Below are 19,546 nucleotides of genomic sequence, written 5' to 3'. Positions count from 1 at the left end.
GTTAATCTATGATTTCCCTTGATGATGCAGTAACCGCCCGTCTGGAGACACACGGGCTGAAATTTGAACTGTTGGTTGATCCCGAACTTGCCGACAAAATGAGGCACGGCGAGGATCTCGACATCGAAGATGTTGTTGCAGCAATGTATGTATACGAGAACGCTTCGCGCGGAGACAAGTCCCCGGACGAAGATCTGATCAAAGCGTTCAAGACCACCGATTTTACTGAGATCGCAAAACATATCATTCTCAAAGGCGAAATCCATCTGACGACCGAGCAGCGCCGTCACCTGATTGAAGAAAAACGCAGACGCGTCATCACCTTCATCGCACGAAACGCCGTGAACCCGCAGACCGGTCTGCCGCATCCCGTCATGCGTATCGAGATGGCGCTGGATCAGGTCCGCATAAACTACGATCCCTTCAAGTCCGTGGACGATCTGGTCAAGGAGGCCGTAAAAGCGCTCCGCCCGATCCTTCCGATCCGGTTCGAGGAACGGCGTATCGCCGCCAAATTCCCGATGGACTTTGCAGCCAGAGCGTATGCGGCCATCTCGGGCGCGGCGTATGTCACTATGGATAAAAACGAGTGGCAGAACGACGGGTCCTGGATCTGCGTCGTGACGATCCCTGCCGGCATGCAGGAAGAGTTCTTCAATCTGGCGAACGCTGCGGCGAAAGGCGATGCTCAGCTCAAGATACTTGAGTAACGCATACTATTAAAACAACTAAGAACGAATATTACTAGATATTTCTGGAGGAATAAAAAATGGCATCCAAGAGTAAACATGTTGCAAAAGGACGCGTCACCGGCAGCGCCGGACGCTTTGGTCCGAGATACGGCCGTTTCTGCCGTAAGATGGTCAATGAGAGCGAGAAGATCTCCCGCGCGAAGCACCTGTGCCCGATGTGCGATACGATCGCTGTAAAGCGTGTCGGAACCGGCATCTGGGAATGCAGAAAATGCGGATACAAATACGCAGGCGGCGCCTACGTCCCGCAGACCCCCGGCCTCAAGGTCGTTCTTCGTACTATCGAGACCAAAGGAGTATAACCCAATGGTTGCTTATAAGTGCGCCCGCTGTAAACAGTTGGTTGAGATCGGTACGAACATCCGCTGCCCCTACTGCGGTCACCGTATTCTTTTCAAGGCCCGCGGAGCCGGCACGAAAGAACTGAAAGCCAGATGACAATTGTAACTTCATCGCGCAAACCGGCTCCGGAAGTCCGCAAACTGGCAAAGGAGATCGCCTTTGCTCTGGACTTTCCGTTTGTTCAGCGCGGGAAAGCTGGAGTTCATGATATAGGGGGGGATGACCCCCGCGTTATTTTTCTGTCGGGTTCAAAACGGCAAGGTCCCGTCTTCGATCTGATGGTCAACGACTCTCTCGTCTTTTCCATGCTGATAACCAAGGTCACCGAATCCGAACGTACCGGCATCTTTGCCAAAGGGTTTTTCACCCGGGAAAAGGAGTTGTTCGATTACCTTTCGCCGCATGTTCCCATCACCTATGATGAGAACGCCGACGGTCCTATCGTTTTTTGCGGCACCCAGAAAAGGCAGTATGTCCTGCAGGTCATGGTATGAACCACGCAGCATGTTTTGTCTTTGAAACCCCGTTTGCAGCAAAACTGTATGAAGTTCTCGCCCCGGAAACCGTCAGCGATCCGGGGGAAAAATCCAACGTGCGGCTCACCTGCGGCGACTCTTCCGTGACACTCCAGGTGGAAGCGGAGGATGCGGCGTCTCTTCGTGCGTCCCTCAATATGTGGCTGCGGTTGGTTAATGTATCCCACGAAGTATTGGAGTTGTAAAAAATGACAGCACCCCAGCAGGCGGCGGGAATCCCGCCGCAGATCCAGCAGCAGCTTGGAATGTTCCAGCAGATCCAGCAGCAGCTTCAGCAGGTATCGTCCCAGAAAATGCAGTATGAGATGACGCTCCGTGAAACGAAGCGTGCTCTTGAAGAGATCGAGGCCGCGGCAGACGATTCCGTGATCTACTCGGCGATTGGATCCATTCTGATCCAGAAACAGAAGGCTGCCGTCAAAGCGGAACTCGAAGAGAAGGTCGACTCCCTTGAACTCCGCATCGGTTCTCTCGACAAGCAGGAGAAGGCAATGACCACCAAAGCAGCGCAGCTCCAGAAGCAGATCCAGGAAGCAATCAGCGGCGGCGTCCCTGCTGCCCAGTAACTTTTTTTTACCAAATTTACAAAAAAATTATTTGCCGAGATTGAGGAAGAGATCCTCTTCGGCGGGTATCGTTTCTATTCTGCAGTTTTCGCATCTGATGTACGGGTATCCGCGTACAAGAACGACCGGGACCCCCTCGGAGGCCTCTCCCATCAGAAGTTCGGCGGTCGAGGCGAGAGAGTCGGCGATCGCCCTTCTTGTGACCTGCAGTTTGTTTCCGTAAAGGTCTGGTTTTCCCCGCTCGTCCGAAATCGGCTGGATCCCGGAGCAGCCGATGGCGACCCCCGATACCCCAAGGCGCATCGAATGGGTCCGTGAATCGATGATGATGACCGCGGTATCTTTTCCGGTGCGTTCCCTGATCTCGTCACGCAGTCGTTTGGCGCTTGCTTCCGGATCTGCCGGGAGGCGGGTGACCCACCCGTCCGGGGCGTTCGACTCGTCCACGCCGGCGTTCGGGAGGATAAGGTCCCATTTTCCGGCAAGGAGGTATCCCGGGACACCGCCGACGATCGTATCGCTTTCCTGGATGACGACCTCGGCAAGCCGGGCGTCGAGATGATACTTCTCCGAAAGCCGGTATGCCTCGGCAGACGGTGTTATGTCGTCCAGCCTGATATTGCGGCCTTCGGTGGTGGAGAGCGGCGACTCGGCAAAAAGCAGAATGTCGCCGTTTTCTATTGATTTAGCCTCGGTGTCTTTCAGAGAACTGATGACCCGGTCAATTATATCGTCGCCGGATACGAGCAGTCCTGTGGAAATCCCGTAAACGGAAAAGAAACCCGACATGTGGGGATACATACGTCCTGTACTCTTATCAGCTTTCGTATGGAAAAAAGGTCACTGTCGGGGAAGTGCCCGAATGCTCTTCTCGACGAAGTCAAGGATCGTTTCCGGCTCCTGGGCGGCGTCGATCAGAAGGAAGCGTTCGGGGTCCTCGGTTACCCGTTCAAGATATTTTTTCTGGACTTCCTCGAGAAACGCCGGGTCCTCGAAGTGCTCCTTTCCCGGTCTCTCGTGAAGCCGGTTCATCGCCGTTTCGGGAGAGATCAAAAGAAGGATCGTCAGGTCCGGACGGACCGACCAGCCTGCATGTACCGCGGTGAGCCATGCTTTTGGATCTGGCACGATCCCGATGAGCGAGACCTGCTGGTAGGCAAACCTGCTGTCGGAGTAACGGTCCGAGATGACCAGTTTCTTTTCTTCGAGCGCCGGAAGCACGACCTGAGCAAGATGTGCTGCATGGTCGGCAACAAAAAGCGTGGCCTCCGCGAACGGATCCCTGTTCGCCCCGATCTCACGACGGACCGCCGAATTCACGAGAGGGCTGCCCGGTTCTTTGGTGAACACCGGTTCGAGATCCTGGAGCCGTGTTTTGAGACCTTCATAGAGCGTGGATTTTCCCGCTCCGTCGATTCCCTCAAGAGTGATCAGCAAAATGTTCCCTCCTGCACGATTTCCACCGGGATCTTTCCTTTGTGAACGGAAGTCGAGATGATCACGCCGTCATACCCCGCATCGCAGAGGGTGCGAAGATCATCCAGCGTGTTCACCCCTCCTCCGTAGAGGAGCGGTTTTTTCGTTGCCGCCCTGATCCGCTTTGCAAAATCCAGATCGATCCCGGATTCGGTACCGACCGAGGAGATGTTTAGGAGAATGATCCCGTCAAAGGCGTATTTGTCGGCCTCGCGGATCACCTCGACCGGGTCAAGCCCGTCGGGGATGACCTTTCCGTCCTTTACATCGACACTGAGATATCCGCCGGTGAACTCTTCGAAGGGGGCATCAGCCGTTTCCGTCCCGATGATGTTCGCAACCCCCGGGAGATACTCCTCCGGGATACTGCATCCCCTGTCGACCCAGAGCTTCTCCGGAATCGATGCGAGTCGCAGGATCGTCTCGGTGTGATCGCCGCACATCCCGATCCGGTCAAGATCGGCCACGTATGCGTACTTCGGCTTCATCACCGAAAGATACGACAGCGGCTCGGCCGAGGGGGAAAGCCCCCAGGTCAGGGGCTTGTAATGATCCCGGTTGCCGCTTTTCCCGTGGACGACATACCCGTCCATCAGGTCCATTGCGAGAATGACCTTCATTTATCGTTTCATAGCCTTTCTGATCAGGTCTTCTTCTTTGGTGAAGTAGAGCGAGTCGTGGCCTTTCCAGGTACCGCAGCCGGAAAATTTCACGGCCGGGATCCCGTTGTTGCTCTCCCCCATAATGAAGTTGGAGAAGGCGGCGATCTCATCGACGACCGCTTCTTCCGTGATTTCGAGTTCCAGACCGAACAGATCGTGGTCGCCTCTAAAGTCACGGATCGCGGTCATGCCTGCCCAGCCGATAGCGTTTCCGCACTGACCGCGGCGAAATGCCCTGCCGCAGGTGTCGGTCACGATGACGCCGACATTCTTTCCCGTGATCTTTTTTATTGAGTCACGTATTTCTCTGCACTCGGCCGAGGGGTCTTTTGGAAGGATGATGATATTTTCGCCTTCTATATTACTATTGTCCACACCGGCGCGCACACCTACGTGGCCGCAGGGGACTTCGGAGAGGATAAACGGATACTCCTGGATGATCTCGGTGGATGAATCAAGGATCGCCTGGATGAACCGGGGGTCTTCTTTGGTGAGGCCGGAGATCCGCAGGGCATCCGGCGAAGGGGTGATATCTGCGAGAGCGCGGGTATACCCTTTTGCTTTCGAAACGATCGTTGATGCTATACAAAGGATATCCTCGTCTTCGAACGTGGTATTTCTGCAGATTATTGCCGGGAGATCATCGCCTTTCTGAATGAGCGGGATTCCGGAAATTCCCGTTACCTGAACTGACATAGACTCTTCATATTTACCTGCCGGCTAATAAAAGCACGGGTTTGATGCGAGGGGGCAATCTTTTTGACTCTCTGCGCCAATCATCAATTACTATCTATGAGTACCTATCGGGTGATCCGCTGCCCAGGCTGTCATCAGTTTACCTACACCGACTATTACGGCAAGTGGAAGCTCTGCCCGGTCTGCGGGGAAGTGATCTCGGTGAGGAACGTGCCGGTGTATCTGGAGGTGGACGACTTCTCCGAGGCTGAAGTGCTCATAAAAGAGGTTGAACGGTATCTTTCCCATACCGGACGTCTCGACCTGACAAGAGAAGAGGTCGACCTGATCCGGGAGAAGTATGTGGAATGGCTCAACGGTCCGGCCGCATAAGGGCCGTGTCTACCAGAGTTTTCCGCAGTGGGGACAGAGGATCGCAAGCCGCCGTCCGCACCGCGGGCAGTAGAGTTTTCCCCGTGAATCCTGAACGAGTTCGGTGCCGCACTCCCGACAGAATATCTCGCGTTTAAAGCCGCATGTGTGCTGAACTACCATAGAATACTATTGTTCATCCACCTAGATTAATGCGAAGGTTATTTTTCCTTTCCTGTCAATATGTTACAGTCAAAATTGCGAGGGTTGCCAAGCCAGGTTAACGGCGCAGGGTTTAGGACCCTGTCTCTAGGAGTTCAAGGGTTCGAATCCCTTCCCTCGCATTGCTCTTTTACCGGATCATATTTTCAGCCGATTTTCCCCATTTGACCCACTAATTTCACGACAATGTTTTCCCTTATCACAGCGTTTCATCCGGCGTTTTTTTGCTGAACGGCTACACCTGTAAATGTATATTTTACAAAACAAAATGTAAATGATTATTTACATGTGCGTTGAATAATAGTATTGCCGGGAGACCGGTAAATAAACACCAAATAAACAATCAGTAAACACTCAGGAACCGCACATCATGAATACTCTCTCTAAAATACTGGCACTATTGTGTGCAGCAATGTGTCTGATCATTCCCGTCGCTGCAATCGACGAGGAAGAGATCAGTGTTACTGCGCAAAATCCATTCAATGGGGATGTCCACATCCTGCATGTCAGTATCACAACTCAGCAGGAACTCCCTGAACATGCTGAATTGAGTCCTTTCTTCAGAGATGATCTAATTGAGACCGAGGAGACTGAAACGGTCAGTGAGGACATAGCAGCGTGGTTCAGGAACACCGAAGATCCAACAGCATTCGATGAATCACTCCAATCTCCGGGCACAGACGGAGAAACCCCTCCTTTTGGGACATAAAACGGGATCTTCCCGTTTTTACCTAAAAAGCATTTTTACCACATCTTTTGCCCCCTCTAGTCCAGAGATTCTTTCCAAACTCTAAAATATTCTTCCAGCAGATATACTCGCTATGAGAAAGACCTTCACATTTCCGGCGCTTCTGCTGGCTCTGGCCCTTGTCGGCCTGGTCATCACGGCAGGCTGCGTTGGAACCCCCACTACAACGCCCGGCACCTCGTTTTCCGGGACCGGAAACGAAAGCATCGCAACCGAACTCCCTGCCGGCGTTTATACCGTCACCATAACCCAGGCCAATATCACCGCCGTCTCTGTTGAAACGAAAGAGACAGAAACCTTTATTGAGGGAAGATACACCGACGCCGCGGCAGCAGCTGCCAAAACCGCAGACGGATGGGTCTGGACCTATGCTCTGCTGACCGACGCCAATCCGACGCTGGTGATCAATGCAACCGGCGACTGGAAAGCAGAGTTTGCCTTCCCGCAGCAGATCGACGGCGTCCCGCCCCAGACCTTTACCGGTATCGGGAATGCAGCCACGCCTTTCTTCATGATCAATGAAGGCAACGTCTCTTTTGCGATCAAAGCGACGAACAACACCGCAATTGGAGTCTGCCTGATGGATTATGACGGCAACCCGGTCATGGATGCAACGAACACGTTCGAAGAGCCGCTTGCCTACCACCTTGGAACCTACAATGACACGATCGTTGTCCCAATCACCAAGTCCGACAACTATCTGCTCAATGTGATGTGCGACGGCGAATGGTCCGTTGTCGTCTCCGAAGTTCTGGCATAAGCCAGGCCCATTTCTGCCGCCGCGGGACCGGGTCCGGATAACCCGGCGGCCTCTTTTTTTCTTTCCACGGATCTCGATTCGCTGGGTGAGAGGCTCAGTTTTTGGTTTCGTTCCTTCGTTCAGGATACGTTTTTTTGCCTCCAGCACGCATATCATAGATACTATGAAAACCTTGCAGGAGTATCTTTCCGCCTCACATGCCCCTGAGGATTTGGGAAAAATAATCATGATGATCGCGGACCAGGCAGGACCGATCCGTTCCGCGTTTATCAGCAACCAGAATTATGCGGGCTCCACGAACTCTTCCGGCGAGGATCAGGCCGAGATGGACACCTGGGCCGACACCAGGATCACCTCAGTTCTCCAGGAAAGCGGGCTTGTCCGTTCCATTGCTTCCGAAGAACAGGAGGATATCACCGAGATGTCTCCTTCTGCGAAGTATTCGGTCGTGATGGATCCCCTAGACGGCTCCTCGCTTATCAAGGTAAATCTGACCGTCGGGACGATCGTCGGGATCTATGAAGGCGACGTTCTTCAGGCGGGTAACAAGCTTCGCGCCGCATTCTATATGCTCTACGGCCCGCTGACGACGCTGACGATCTCGCTTGGGAACGGGGTCTCGATCTTTGCGATGAATGAGGAAGGCACCTACGTTCTCTTAAAAGAGAATGTGAGGATTCCGGAAGGCACGCTCTGCGGAAGCGGCGGTCTGCGGCCCGAGTGGACCGAGAAACACATTCAGTACATGAATGCGATCGAGTGCGAAGGCGGAAAGAACCGGTACTCCGGCTCTTTCGTGGCCGACTTCCACCAGATCCTGGAGTACGGCGGCGTGTATGCCTATCCGGCGACGAAGAAGTCCGCGTCCGGGAAACTGCGGCTGGTCTTCGAGATCAACCCGATCGGTTTCCTCGCGGTCCAGGCAGGAGGGGCAGTCTCGAACGGCGAGTCTTCGACCCTTGAGATCGTCCCGACAAAGGTTCATCAGAGAACGCCCGTGTATGTCGGCAGCAAAGGGATGATCGCGAAAATCGAGGCGATTCGCTGAACATGCACACGACGGTCTCGGTCTTTGCAAAGCCGGTCGGCGGGGTCTCCGGGACGACCCGGGTCTTCCCCGATATCCTCCAGACGGCGGCAAAGATGCTCAAAAAGGCGGAAGGCGGGATCCTCACCGACTCGTTCGTGACCCACACGGCCGACCGGCTGGTCCTGATCGCGGTGCATGATCCGGATGTTCTGCCGGACACGCTTATTGCCGCGGTCTTCTCCGCAGCCGAGGAACTCGCACAAAAACGTCATCTGTTCTGTGATGCCGCCCCGGTGTCGGTCTGCCGGATGACGATCCCGGAAAGGGCGAACGAGCCGTTTCTCCTGTTTCTCGCCGGGTCGGACGTCATGCCATGGGGCGAGGTCATGACCCCCGGACGGGACTCAGACGATGCCTGTATCGTGGACGGGGTTCTCTTCCTCGCACGTGCCGAGGGCGAGTTCCCGTCCGTTGCGGCGTTCTGCGAGAGGTTCGCCCGCCGCGGTGTAAATCAGCAGGGCGTATGCCCTGTGAGTCTCTGTGATTCGTCGAATGTCCGGACAACCGTCATCCCGGTGGTCGGCCTCGGCTTTTCGCTCTGTGACGGAAGGCTTGCCGGCCCGGTGGATCTTTTCGATACGCCGCTCTTTGACGCCCCCCGGTTCCGTGCTTCCGACCAGCACGCCGAGTAACGGCTCGAATCTCAAATCTATTTTTTGTCCGCCGTTTTTGACAAATTGTTTGATTTGCCGTTCATTTTTTCGCCATTGTGAATCTATATATACTTCGCGCGCCATCTTTCACCTATCGAAAGCTCATGAATTGAGCAGAGAGGAGATCAGAATGTTTTGTCAGCAGTGCGAAGAAACCGCCAAAAACCTCGGCTGCACGGCCGCAGGCGTCTGCGGTAAAACGAACGATACGGCCTGTTATCAGGATGCCGTGAACTTTGTTCTCTCAGGGATCGCCTACCGGAAGATCCATCAGCCAAAGGAAGCGAAGCTCCCGCCGGAGAAACCGGAGCGGGATCGGCTGGTGATCGAGGCATTGTTTGCGACCCTGACGAACGTGAACTTCGATGAATCCCGGTTCGCCGCATATCTGGATGCGGCGATCGCGTTTCGGGATGCCTATCGGCCGGTCCCGGGAGAGCCGCCGGCATGTTCCTGGATCCCGCAATCCAGAGAGGAGATCGTCACGCTTGGCGGAGGGATCGGGCTCCGTTCCATCGAGGACGACAACGAGCGGTCCCTGTTTTCCCTCCTGTTGTTCGGTCTGAAGGGCATCGCCGCCTACTACTCGCATGCCGAGGTGCTTGGAATGACCGATCCGGCAGTCGTGAACTTCATCTATAAGGGTCTGGCTTCCCGGTTCGAGAAGCACTCGTTTGGGGAGCGTGCGGCTCTGGTCATGGAATGCGGGAAGGTCGGAGCGACCGTGCTCGCACTTCTCGAGTCGGCGAACAAACGCTACGGTCCGACCGAGATCACGACGGTGAGCGGCCGGGTCGGCACAAATCCCGGCATCCTTGTGACGGGTCACGATCTTCGCGACCTGTTTCTGCTGCTTCGCCAGACCCGCGGGACCGGCGTCGACGTGTACACCCACGGCGAGATGCTGATCGCCCATGCCCATCCGTGTTTCAAGAAGTTCCCTCATCTGATCGGAAACTACGGGACGTCCTGGGCGAACCAGAAGAAGGAGTTCCCCAAGTTCAACGGCCCGATCCTGTTTACGACGAACTGTCTTGTCCCTCCGCCGCCTGAGTATCGGGACCGGATCTTTACGACCGGGTCGGTCGGTTTTCCAAACGCCGTCCATATCCCGGAGAAGCCGGACGGCTCGAAGGATTTTTCCCGGATCATCGCCTGTGCAAAGAAGTGCGGTCCGCCGAGTGATCTGCAGTGCGGGGATCTCGTGACCGGCGCAGGTCATGACGCGGTACTTGCTTTCGCTCCAAAGATCCTCGATCTCGTGAAGCGGGGGAAGATCAGACATTTCGTCGTGATGGCGGGATGCGACGGCCGGCACAAGGAGCGTGAATATTACACGGAGTTTGCAAAGGCGCTGCCAAACGACGTGGTCATTCTTACGGCAGGGTGTGCGAAGTACCGGTATAACCGTCTTGGTCTCGGCGATATCGAAGGCATCCCCCGGGTTCTGGATGCCGGGCAGTGCAATGATTCGTACTCTCTTGTGGTGATCGCTCAGGAGTTAGCAAAGGCTTTGCATGTGGAAGTGGAGAACCTCCCGCTTTCATTCAATATCGCGTGGTATGAGCAGAAGGCGATCCTGGTGCTTCTGGTTCTGCTGGCGCTGGGCATCAAAAACATCATGATCGGACCAAATCTGCCGGCATGTTTGTCGCCGGACGTGCTGAACATGCTCGTAAAGAAGTTCGACGTTCAGCTGATCTCGACGCCGGCGGAGGATATGGTGAGTCTTGGGATCATCCCTCCGCCCTCTCCCTCTTGCCAGTGATCAGCAGTTCCTGGGTCAAAACGCCGTCGATCTCCCGCTCCAGAGCTCTCAGTTTCGTGGTAAGATAAGTCGCTTCCTCGATCAGACTTCTGGAGCGTCTCAGGAGTTCTTCGGCAGGCTGCCCCTCCTTCATCAGTTCGAGCTGGAGCCTTCGGATCTCCTTTCCTTTTTCGCAGAGCTTCCCTGAATAAACGTCCTTTTTGAAAAATAACGGAGTAAGCTGCTCCTGGAGTGTTGGGGGAATATCATTCATCATATCTGACCTCCTGTCCGGGGACCCCCGGAATGTGTAATCAAGCTACGACCCGACATGATATAAATCCCAAACCGCGTGGTGCGATAATGCCCGGGGGAGAGGGAAAACCCCCGTTGTCACTCAGAGAGATGGGTTACAAAAACCGGATTTTTTGTGTTCCCGAATGCCGGCGGTTCCCCCGATCCCCCCGATCCCCCCGATCCGTCAGATGTTTTATGTGGCAGTATCGCGGTACTAAAATGAAGGAGTTCTCTGATGAATGCACAGGAAAAAGGAGACGGATATACTGCCGATCTTTTGCGTGACGGGGAGGCATGGCTGCAGTATGCCGCGAGATCGACGGTTCTGCAGGAAGACCCTTCGTCGTTGACCGATCTTCACGACCGGGCATTGGCGGATCCAAAGATCCAGGCTCTTATCCGGGATATCGCCGACTTCCACGGCGTCCTGGTGACGAGTCACAAAAATGCCGGCCTCCCGATCCATAAACTGCTGTTTCTTCTGGATCTGGGGTTTGGCGTCGAGGTCCCGGAGATCAACGCCGCCGTGGAGGCCATTCTAGCGCACAAAGACGAAAACGGCGTGTATCAGTCGAAGATCAACATCCCCCGGCACTTCGGCGGAAGCGGCGAGGACACCTTCGGCTGGGCATTGTGCGACGCACCCCTTCTCCTGCTTGCTCTGGTAAGAGCCGGCGTCGATTACGAGGCCTCTATCCGGCAGGGTGTCGCGTATCTTCTCGGGTTTTTTGCCGGAGACGGGTTTCCCTGCGTGGTCTCAAAAGAGCTTGGCAGGTTTCGCGGCCCGGGAAAAAAGAGCGACAACTGCCCGTATGCATCGCTGATCATGCTCCGACTGCTGTCTGAAATCCCTGAATATCGGGACAGCGAAACGGCAAAAGGTCTGGCAGACGGTCTTCTCTCGTTGTGGGAGCGAAGTCTCGAGGTCCATCCGTACATGTTTTACATGGGGACCGATTTCAGAAAACTGAAGGCTCCTGCTCTCTGGTATGATATCGTGAGCGTTGCGGATGTGTTGAGCAGATTCGATTTTGTCCGGCAGGATCCGGGTTTTCGTGAAATGACGGCAGTCATCCGGGGTAAAATGCGTGAGGACGGACTGTTCGTGCCCGAGTCGGTCTATCAGAAGTTCAAGGGATGGGATTTCGGGCAGAAGAAACAGCCGTCTTTGTATCTGACGTTTTTGTGCCGGCGGATACTGGAGCGTAGCCGGCAGTGATCATCAACCTCCGGTCCTTTTTCAGGAAATAATTTTCACTTTTTCCCGTCAGGAGAGATAATATACTTGCACGTGCGAGTATTCCTCTAATGACTGTGTGTGGAGTGGTCATATGATTCTGAAAAAACCGCTATTCCTTATTGTGCTGCTTTTCTCTCTCATTATCGCACCCGGATGTATAACATCGACCTCCGTTTCGCCTCCGGACAACCCCGAGATGACCTTTGTCTCTTCCTTTGAAGGGGGCGAGCGTATCTTGCCGGCAACTACACCGTGATCCTGCTTGAAGGCTCGTATCGGGAGATGGGCAGGCAGTACGGCGGTCTGATGAAAACCGAACTGCTGTCTGAGTATGCCATGCTCACAAAAACCCTTGAAGACCGCGGATATTCCCTCGATTATCTCCGCTGGTATGCGTCAGCCGGCACACAATTCCAGCCCGAGCGGATGAAGGAGATCACCCGCGGGATGGCCGAGACGACCGGTCTTTCGGAGGCCGACCTTTCGATTCTCTACTACGGTCCGGCCCTGTATATCTCGATGCCGGCCGGCTGTTCCTATCTCGCCGTCTGGGATACTTATACAACGGACGGATCGGTCGTCCTTTCGCGGAACTGGGACCTTCCCGATCTTTTGGATCCGTTCAATCCGTATTACGTGCTTGCCGTGTGCCGGCCGACGGACGGAAGCAACGGTGTTGCAACCTTCGGCCCGGCGGGTTCCCGCCCCGAGACGCTGATGAACAGCGCCGGTCTCTTTATTGCAGACGACAACTCGGGTCTCGCTCCCGTCGGCCAGGATGACCGCCCTGATCTGATATCGGAGTTCTTCCGCCTGATGCTCGATTACTCGGATCTTGACGGTTTGAAGACGGGTGTTTTGACGACCCGTCCGGATGTTGCCTGGATCGTGGATGTCGGAGGGCCGGATGGAGCATACGTCTTTGAGGTCGGGCTTAACGAAACGAAGGTTCGGATCGGGGACGGGGTCGTTGCCGCGGCGAACCACTTCGTCGACCCGAGCTGGGATCTGACGACCCCGCCCGGAGAACACTCGCTGACGAGATATGCGAATCTGCTGAGTCAGGCGGAGGCGGCAAAGGGGTCGATCGATGCTGAAGAAATGATGCAGATCCGCGATGTGCTCATGACCGACGACGGGGCGACCTTCCGTCACTCGGAGCTCTTTGGATACCCGTACTCTTCGAACCACCAGGTGGTATTCGTTCCGGCGACCCGGACCCTGTGGATGAAGGTGATCGATCTGGACTGGCAGAAGGTGGAACTCGCTCCGCTGTTTGCGATGTGAGGGATCATCTCTCTCTTTTTGAAAAACGTTCTTTGATGTTGGATTAGGGAGTGGGTTCCCCCTCCGCCCGGTTCTCCCACATCTTCTCCGCCACCAGCCCCATCGCCCGCTCCTCATCCATCGTAAACGACACGACCTCATTCTTATCCGAAAGATACAGACACACCTCGGGATCCTTCCCGAACAAACGTTTCGCCCACAGGAAATACACCGCAAGCTGGCTCTCGTATCTCTCCAGCTCCATTTTTGAAGGCCGGCCCGTTTTATAATCGATGATCATCCAGCTTCCATCCTCATATTGAACCAGCCGGTCGATCACCCCATTCAGGGGAGTCCCTTCAAAGGAAAACGCGACCTCCTGCTCGCAGATGCTTTTTGCCGCATTCTGCATCAAAGGCGACGCAAGAAACGCCGCATACTTCGCCGCAAACTCTTCTGCCGCCGCGGGGGGAAGTCCGTAGCGTTTCACCGCCGCATCCGCCGGCTTACCCTCGAACACCTCGTGGAGCGCCGTTCCCCGAAGCATCGCCGCCTCTTCCGCCGCGGACGGGGTCCGGTTTCTCACGGCCGCGGTCAGGCTTTGTGCGGCCTCCTCCTCTTTTGTCGGCAGAGGGGTATCCGTCCACCCATCCGGGACCTTCGGCCGGATCCGGCAGAGATCACCCGGCTCTGCGACACAATCCGTGATCAGTTCCGGGAGATACGGACATCCGCTGATCCCCGCATCATACATCGATAAAAACGAGTTCGTCTCCGGCCCCTTTTTCCCGTCCGTTCCCGAAATCACCAGATGGTCCCGGGCCCGGGTCATCGCCACGTAAAACAGCCGTTTCCGCTCGGCAAGTAGTTTTGCCTTCATCTCCGGCTTCAGGCACTCGATCACGAATGAAAGTCCCTCCCCTTCGCCCGCGAGCCGGACCGGGATCCCCACGCCCAGTTCTGCATCGAACACCGGGGCCGAAACCTTCAGACCGTCCCCCGTCCCGGCAAAGCAGAGGGCGAGGATCGGATACTCCAGCCCCTTCGAGGCATGCACGGTGAGGATCTTCACCCGGTCGTCCTCTTCGCTTGGGACCATCCCTTCCCGCTCGTCGAACTCCTCCTCCATGCAGGTGTCCAGGATCCCGAGATACTCGTACACCGAAAACGGCCGGTTCATGGAACGCGAACGGGCGATCGCCACCAGTTTCTCCAGATTTGCGGTCGCTTCCCGCCCGAACGGGAGGCCGCCGTAGACCGCCGCGATCCCCGACTCCGCGATCAGCCGGGAAAGGAAGGGGACGAAAGGCTCCGTTCCGATCTCCGCATGCCAGCGGGCGAGATCTCCGACCGCTTTCCCGATCTTCGAATCGGGATTCGCGGTCGCGTAGTTTCGCAGCCGCCAGATCAGCGGCCGCCCGCTGCCCGCCGCTGCCCGGCAGAGTTCCGCGTCGGAGATCCCGAAGTAGGGGGACTTAAGCACGCCGTAGAGCGGGATGTCCTCCTCGGGATACACGATCGCCTTCAGGAGATTCGTGAAGTCGAAGACCTCCTGCTTTTGATAGAAGCTGTATCCCTTCTCCTCGGTATAGGGGACCCCGTAGCTCTCCAGAGCGTGCCGGAGTTTGTCCATATGGGTCCGTGCCTCGATGAGGACCGCGATATCGCCGAACCGTGCGGGCCGGCAGGTCCCGTCTTTATCATAGACGCTCAGTTTTTTGCGGGAAACCGTGTCGAAAATCCAGGAAGCGAGGGTCCGTGCCTCACGCCGCATCGACTCGGCTTTGGTCTCGCCAGTTGGAAGCCGGATCAGGGTCACTGATCCGGAGTGGCCGGCCCGGTGGGGGGTGAGCTCGCCGTATCCGGCCTCCCAGATCTCTTTTGGGTCCGCAAACACGGACGAAAATACGTGGTTCACCAGCCGGATGATCTCGGGCACGGTCCGAAAACTCGTGTCGAGTTCCACGGGATCGTTTGCAAAAACGGTCTGGAAGGCGTTGAATCCGGAGACGTCCGCTCCTCTGAAAAGATAGATCGACTGCTTCGCGTCCCCGACGATGAACAGCCGGTTGTTCTCTTTCGGGTCGCCGCAGAGGATCCGGATGATGTCGGTGAGGACCGGGTCGTTGTCCTGGACCTCGTCGACGAGGATATACCGGTATCTGGCGTTGAGCGTTTTCTGAACGGCGTCGTTTTCGATCAGATCCCGGGTCTTTTGAATCAGGTCGTCGAAGTCGAGGACGCCCCTCTGCTGTTTTTCGCGGACCGTTCTTTCAGAGACGGCGGAGGCGACCCGTCCGAGGGCCGCGAGGATCTCGAACGTGAGCCGCGTTCTCGGATCGGATTCGTCCGGGTGGGTCGGGAACTCTTTGAACACCTCGCGTTTTTCCTTGAACCGTTCCAGGCCTCCTTTCGGAAGAGGGGCTTTGTAGGCGTTCGTATTTATGCCTGCGAGGAGTTTTCCTGCGGCATACATCTCGGCCGGCCCGTTTGCATCGCAGAATGCCGCAAATGCCGCCGGTCCCGCCTGGAAGAGCTCGCCTTTTCGTTCGGGAGCGAGGGCCCGGAGTTCCGCCATCAGGGCGTTAACGAGCTCGTCGCCGGCAAGATCGTCTCGATACGCCGTGATCTCTTCATCCCAGGCCTTCTGCCAGACCGCGATCACGGCAGAGGGGTTTTTCTCCAGCAGAGAAAACCAGTCTTTGGCCCCTTCGATCCGCATCAGGCTCTGGAGATATCCCGCGATCGTTGCCTCCCGCAGATGATCGAAGAGGGTGACCACGTCGCCGAAAAGGGTGGCCGGCGGATGTTCCAGCATCTCACGGATCGTTCCCGTCACGAGTTCGTGGGTGTCGAGCTCGTCCATCACGGAAAATCCCGCGTCGAGTCCTGCCTCGTAGGCGAACTCCTTCAAAAGCGAGAGGCAGAATCCGTGGAACGTGCTGATACTGCACCGCGAAAAACTCTCCCAGACCCCTTCGAGCTCTGGATCCTCTTCCGCCGCTTTCTTGAGTTCCCGGCCGATCTTCGTCCGCATCTCGGCCGCCGCCTTGTCGGTGTAGGTGAGGGCGAGGATGTCGCTTGCCCCGGTATGCATCGTCTCCCGCCGGTAGGTGAGCGCGGCGATATACCGTTTGGTCAAAAGGAATGTCTTCCCGGTCCCGGCGCCCGCGGTCACGCAGACGCTTTCTTCCATAAAGAGCGCCCGTCTCTGGGCCTCGGTCAGTTCGGCTGTCATGCCTCCTCCCCCCGGAACGGGACGAACCGGCAGATCCGTTTGTACGGGCAGTAATCGTCCGGGCACGTTTCGCCGGACACGGTGCCGCATTTTCCTGCCTTCATCATCTCCCGCGTCTCCCGGCAGAATGCGAACGCCGCGTCGCCGACTTCCTCGACGCTTTTCTGCTGTTTTCCTCTAACAAGGTAGGGATTTTTGTCCTTCACCTCGTCCGGGGCAATTTTGAGATAGGTCCCGGGCAGCGGGCTGCAGCCGGTCATCTGCCGTACGGCCTCGGTGTAGAGAGGGATCTGCAGTGCGGATCCTTCCTCGAGTTCCTTCCATGTTTTTACGTTCCCGGTCTTGTAGTCGACGACCGCGAACTCTTTGGTCTGTTCGTTGAACATCACCCGGTCGACCCATCCGGTGACCGTGAACGGATCTCCGCCCGGGATCTCCGCCGTGACCTTCTGTTCCAGCCACTCGGGCAGGGTGCGAAATCCTGCGGCGTAGAATCCGGTCTCGAGCCGGATGATCAAATCGCAGCTGCTCTCAAGCCCGCCGTTCCCCAGATATCCGTTCAGCATCGACTGCCAGGAAGGCGTTTTGATGTGCCGGTTTTTGAACTCCTCCGTCACGAGTTTTTTCAGAAACTCCGCGGCGTCTGATTCGTTTTCCTCGGTCAGGGGGGACATGTATTCCCGGAAAAACCGCTCCATCGCTTTGTGCATGACGGTGCCTACAATGATCCTCTCCGCACTGAAATCCGCGGGGTTTTCGAGGCGGAGATGGTCCGCGAGATACCATTTGAACGGGCATTCCCGGTAGCGTTCGAGCACGGTCGGGGCGAACTCGGTCTTTTCCGTGTAGGCCGCGGCGAATGCTTCGGCGATCCCGTCGCCGGCAAACTCCGCATCGTAGATGCCCGGCGTCCCGGTCCGGTCCACGGTCTCGATCCCGATGATCTCCGCCGCGGTCTCGAGGGATGGGATGCCGAAGAGACCTTCGCATTCGTTTTCCCTGCCGGCGGCGAGCAGTTCTCCGGCCCTCGTCTGGTTCGCGGTCATCGAATGGGCCAGAAATCCCGGACTTTTTGGTTCCGGCTCGGCGAGGCGGGTGAGATACGGGGACGGGGTCAGGCTTTTCTCGCCGTCGTGACCGGCGCAGGAGAGGATGAGCTGTTTTTCGGCGGCAAGCCCGGCGGCGTGGAAGTAGTATCGGCTTGCATCCAGCAGGTTCTGGACCCTGTCCGGCTGGATGCGGGCGGTCTCCTGAGCGTTCAGGAGAGGGATGGCCGCCTCGATCCTCGGGATCCGGTCGGCGGAGAGGCCGGTGATAAAAACGTAGGGCCGCTTCGTGCCGGCTACGGAGCGGAGGTCGCCTGCAAAGAAGGCGTGTTTCGATTCGGGGTAGCTGATCTTGGTGGTTTTCTCACAGAATCGGGAAAGCATCGCGTAGAATTCGCGAACGGTGTAGGAAACTTCGGCAAGCGAGGTGAGAGCGAGTTTGTCGAGCAGGCGGAGGAAGGCGTGACGGGCCGCTTCGTCCTGCGGCTTCATCTGGATCTTCGTCCACCCAAGGGCGGAGAGGTCTGCTTTGAGTGCCCGGCAGTGTCCGGCAAGGGTGCCTGTGTGTTCGAGGTTTTCGTCGAGCCGGTCAAGGAGCCGGTCGAGGCTCGCCTGGAATGCGGCGTCGTGCTCGCCGATCTCTTTTTTCCTTGCAGCGGCGAGCCGTTCGGCGACGGTCCGCCAGGCAGCCCTGCCTTTTTCGGTTTTGGTGATGATGCCGGCTTTTTCGAGTCTGCCGGCGGTGAGCCAGTCCTTCTTGAGGGAGAAGTAGGGGCTTTCGATGATGATTTTGAGGTCGTCGATTCTGCAGTCGAAGGCGAATGCGGCGAGCCAGGCGAGGGCACAGCGGACAGGCGGGAGGTTTTCGATCGGGATGTCTTCGCCGGCAAAGAATCCGAGGGGCCGCCGTGTCCCCTCCAGCAGGACGCTGAAGTCGGGGACGAGTTCGTCGAGGAGGGGCAGAGCGGACGGGAGGGAGGGCGTAAGGAGGGCGATGTCTTTTGGCGGGACGCCTGATTCGATGAGTGCGGCAATGGATTCAAGGGCGGAGCGGAGTTCGGTGCGGGTGTCGGTGTATTGATAGACGCCTCTGCACGTTTCCGGGAGGCCGGGGATTTCAGTAACGGGCGGCCGGGTTATGATGGTGCCGGGAAGTGCAAGGAGGAGGTCGACGGCGAGGGGGGTTGGTTTGTATAATGCGTAGCAGAGGACGGTGCCGATTTCCATTTCACCGGCTATTCCAGAGGCCCTTTCTATTGCGAGGATGGAGTCAAAGCAGTCGTTTTCGCGGCAGAACTCTTCATAGCGGGAAAATATATCCCGGAAGTCGTTGAATTTGTCTTCACCCTCCGGGAGGACGAGTTTGTTTGTTTTGAGGGTGATAAAAAGGTTGACGAGGTTTTCGGTCTGGGTGTCGGTGATGCGTTTTTTCCCGAGGACGTCTGACCCGATCCGGGCGAAGAGGAGGTGCTGTTCTTCGGGGTCGATGATGCGTGTGGCAGGAGAGAGGGCGCTGAGGATGCTTTTTGCAAGGCCTTTTACGGTTGTTATGTGGTCGGGGAGGATGGCGTCTTCTTCGCGGAGTTTTTGTACGGCGGTGTTTGCAAGAGAGGTGTTTTCAAAGAGGATCCATGTTCCGAAAGGGTCGGTTTTGGCATGTGAGGTGTATTCGGAGAGGATGAGGGAGAAGGGATCCATATGTGATTTGATTGGGTGTGGAAATTATTTAAGATGCGGGTTGGACGCGAGCGAAGCGAAACGGACGACCTTAGCGGAGCAAATCGTTTATTTACAGTTTGTCTTCCCACGTGCGGCGGGTCCTGTCCCCCCCCACCACACCGCAAAATAAACGATGATG

At 56.5% G+C, this 19,546-nt stretch carries 23 protein-coding genes and 1 tRNA gene; 16 read left to right on the top strand and 8 right to left on the bottom strand.

Features of this window, described 5'->3' with window-relative positions:
- The first annotated feature begins 8 nt into the window (after positions 1–8).
- Genes MLAB_RS07105 through MLAB_RS07080 form a run of 6 tightly spaced genes read left to right on the top strand, consistent with a single transcriptional unit; the run spans position 9 to position 2,196 of the window.
- The gene (locus MLAB_RS07105; RefSeq protein WP_011833710.1) at positions 9–710 is read left to right on the top strand and encodes a ribosome assembly factor SBDS; all 702 of its coding nucleotides are present in this window, start codon (positions 9–11) and stop codon (positions 708–710) included.
- A 59-nt stretch (positions 711–769) separates the two neighbouring features.
- Entirely contained in the window at positions 770–1,054 is a 285-nt protein-coding gene (locus MLAB_RS07100; protein WP_011833709.1) for a 50S ribosomal protein L37ae, read from the top strand.
- A gap of 4 nt (positions 1,055–1,058) precedes the next feature.
- Positions 1,059–1,190 (top strand): DNA-directed RNA polymerase subunit P, encoded by a 132-nt coding sequence (locus MLAB_RS07095; RefSeq protein WP_011833307.1) that lies wholly within the window; start codon positions 1,059–1,061, stop codon positions 1,188–1,190.
- A complete protein-coding gene (locus MLAB_RS07090; protein ID WP_011833708.1) occupies positions 1,187–1,588 on the top strand; it encodes a hypothetical protein in 402 nt (133 codons plus the stop codon). The genes MLAB_RS07095 and MLAB_RS07090 overlap by 4 nt, the downstream gene beginning before the upstream one ends.
- A complete protein-coding gene (locus MLAB_RS07085) occupies positions 1,585–1,815 on the top strand; it encodes a KEOPS complex subunit Pcc1 (protein ID WP_011833707.1) in 231 nt (76 codons plus the stop codon). The genes MLAB_RS07090 and MLAB_RS07085 overlap by 4 nt, the downstream gene beginning before the upstream one ends.
- A 3-nt stretch (positions 1,816–1,818) precedes the next feature.
- On the top strand, positions 1,819–2,196 hold the full coding sequence (locus MLAB_RS07080; RefSeq protein WP_011833706.1) for a prefoldin subunit beta: 378 nt from the start codon (positions 1,819–1,821) through the stop codon (positions 2,194–2,196).
- Between the two features lie 27 nt (positions 2,197–2,223).
- On the opposite strand, the gene cofE is transcribed toward MLAB_RS07080, so the two are convergent.
- The 4 genes from cofE to MLAB_RS07060 are packed head-to-tail and all read right to left on the bottom strand — an operon-like array spanning position 2,224 to position 5,030.
- On the bottom strand, positions 2,224–2,997 hold the full coding sequence (cofE, locus tag MLAB_RS07075) for a coenzyme F420-0:L-glutamate ligase (RefSeq protein ID WP_011833705.1): 774 nt from the start codon (positions 2,995–2,997) through the stop codon (positions 2,224–2,226).
- 39 nt (positions 2,998–3,036) lie between these two features.
- Entirely contained in the window at positions 3,037–3,633 is a 597-nt protein-coding gene (tmk, locus tag MLAB_RS07070; protein WP_011833704.1) for a dTMP kinase, read from the bottom strand.
- A complete protein-coding gene (locus tag MLAB_RS07065; protein ID WP_011833703.1) occupies positions 3,627–4,292 on the bottom strand; it encodes a HisA/HisF-related TIM barrel protein in 666 nt (221 codons plus the stop codon). Before MLAB_RS07065 ends, tmk begins: the two co-directional genes overlap by 7 nt.
- Positions 4,293–5,030, bottom strand: a complete 738-nt coding sequence (locus MLAB_RS07060; protein WP_011833702.1) for a coenzyme F420-0:L-glutamate ligase — start codon at positions 5,028–5,030, stop codon at positions 4,293–4,295.
- 96 nt (positions 5,031–5,126) lie between these two features.
- Between MLAB_RS07060 and MLAB_RS07055 the strand changes: the two genes are divergently transcribed.
- Positions 5,127–5,402, top strand: coding sequence for a DUF1922 domain-containing protein (locus MLAB_RS07055; protein ID WP_011833701.1), 276 nt, complete (start codon positions 5,127–5,129; stop codon positions 5,400–5,402).
- 9 nt (positions 5,403–5,411) lie between these two features.
- On the opposite strand, the gene MLAB_RS07050 is transcribed toward MLAB_RS07055, so the two are convergent.
- Positions 5,412–5,564, bottom strand: coding sequence for a DNA helicase PriA (locus MLAB_RS07050; RefSeq protein ID WP_048062093.1), 153 nt, complete (start codon positions 5,562–5,564; stop codon positions 5,412–5,414).
- Between the two features lie 77 nt (positions 5,565–5,641).
- Between MLAB_RS07050 and MLAB_RS07045 the strand changes: the two genes are divergently transcribed.
- The 6 genes from MLAB_RS07045 (at position 5,642) to hcp (ending at position 10,622) form a co-directional block, all read left to right on the top strand.
- Positions 5,642–5,725, top strand: a tRNA-Leu gene (locus MLAB_RS07045).
- A 248-nt stretch (positions 5,726–5,973) separates the two neighbouring features.
- Positions 5,974–6,312 (top strand): hypothetical protein, encoded by a 339-nt coding sequence (locus tag MLAB_RS07040; RefSeq protein WP_011833700.1) that lies wholly within the window; start codon positions 5,974–5,976, stop codon positions 6,310–6,312.
- A gap of 112 nt (positions 6,313–6,424) precedes the next feature.
- Positions 6,425–7,111: a hypothetical protein gene (locus MLAB_RS07035; RefSeq protein ID WP_011833699.1), complete on the top strand. Its 687-nt coding sequence runs from the start codon at positions 6,425–6,427 to the stop codon at positions 7,109–7,111.
- A 163-nt stretch (positions 7,112–7,274) separates the two neighbouring features.
- Positions 7,275–8,159, top strand: a complete 885-nt coding sequence (locus MLAB_RS07030) for a class 1 fructose-bisphosphatase (RefSeq protein WP_048062092.1) — start codon at positions 7,275–7,277, stop codon at positions 8,157–8,159.
- 2 nt (positions 8,160–8,161) lie between these two features.
- The gene (locus MLAB_RS07025; protein ID WP_011833697.1) at positions 8,162–8,833 is read left to right on the top strand and encodes a fructose 1,6-bisphosphatase; all 672 of its coding nucleotides are present in this window, start codon (positions 8,162–8,164) and stop codon (positions 8,831–8,833) included.
- Positions 8,834–8,984: 151 nt separating this feature from the next.
- Positions 8,985–10,622 (top strand): hydroxylamine reductase, encoded by a 1,638-nt coding sequence (gene hcp, locus MLAB_RS07020; RefSeq protein WP_011833696.1) that lies wholly within the window; start codon positions 8,985–8,987, stop codon positions 10,620–10,622.
- Here the strand turns inward: hcp and MLAB_RS07015 are convergent.
- A complete protein-coding gene (locus MLAB_RS07015) occupies positions 10,591–10,878 on the bottom strand; it encodes a hypothetical protein (protein WP_011833695.1) in 288 nt (95 codons plus the stop codon). The genes hcp and MLAB_RS07015 overlap by 32 nt on opposite strands.
- A gap of 255 nt (positions 10,879–11,133) precedes the next feature.
- Between MLAB_RS07015 and MLAB_RS07010 the strand changes: the two genes are divergently transcribed.
- The 3 genes from MLAB_RS07010 to MLAB_RS07005 all read left to right on the top strand — a co-directional run bounded on the left by MLAB_RS07010 (position 11,134) and on the right by MLAB_RS07005 (position 13,425).
- Entirely contained in the window at positions 11,134–12,117 is a 984-nt protein-coding gene (locus MLAB_RS07010; RefSeq protein ID WP_011833694.1) for a hypothetical protein, read from the top strand.
- Positions 12,118–12,229: 112 nt separating this feature from the next.
- Positions 12,230–12,394 carry a hypothetical protein gene (locus MLAB_RS09880; RefSeq protein ID WP_187146110.1) on the top strand — a complete coding sequence of 55 codons (165 nt, stop codon included), beginning with the start codon at positions 12,230–12,232 and terminating at the stop codon, positions 12,392–12,394.
- Positions 12,391–13,425 carry a C45 family autoproteolytic acyltransferase/hydolase gene (locus tag MLAB_RS07005; RefSeq protein ID WP_011833693.1) on the top strand — a complete coding sequence of 345 codons (1,035 nt, stop codon included), beginning with the start codon at positions 12,391–12,393 and terminating at the stop codon, positions 13,423–13,425. Before MLAB_RS09880 ends, MLAB_RS07005 begins: the two co-directional genes overlap by 4 nt.
- Before the next feature lie 43 nt (positions 13,426–13,468).
- Here MLAB_RS07005 and MLAB_RS07000 read toward each other — a convergent pair whose 3' ends face one another.
- Together MLAB_RS07000 and MLAB_RS06995 are read right to left on the bottom strand one after the other, a co-directional pair.
- Entirely contained in the window at positions 13,469–16,642 is a 3,174-nt protein-coding gene (locus MLAB_RS07000) for a UvrD-helicase domain-containing protein (protein WP_011833692.1), read from the bottom strand.
- The gene (locus tag MLAB_RS06995; protein WP_011833691.1) at positions 16,639–19,386 is read right to left on the bottom strand and encodes a PD-(D/E)XK nuclease family protein; all 2,748 of its coding nucleotides are present in this window, start codon (positions 19,384–19,386) and stop codon (positions 16,639–16,641) included. Before MLAB_RS06995 ends, MLAB_RS07000 begins: the two co-directional genes overlap by 4 nt.
- Positions 19,387–19,546: the final 160 nt, after the last annotated feature.

Source organism: Methanocorpusculum labreanum Z (assembly GCF_000015765.1).
GTDB classification, from domain to species: Archaea; Halobacteriota; Methanomicrobia; order Methanomicrobiales; family Methanocorpusculaceae; genus Methanocorpusculum; species Methanocorpusculum labreanum.
Note: the sequence above shows the minus strand (reverse complement) of the source record. Positions and strands in the feature narration are given on the sequence as shown.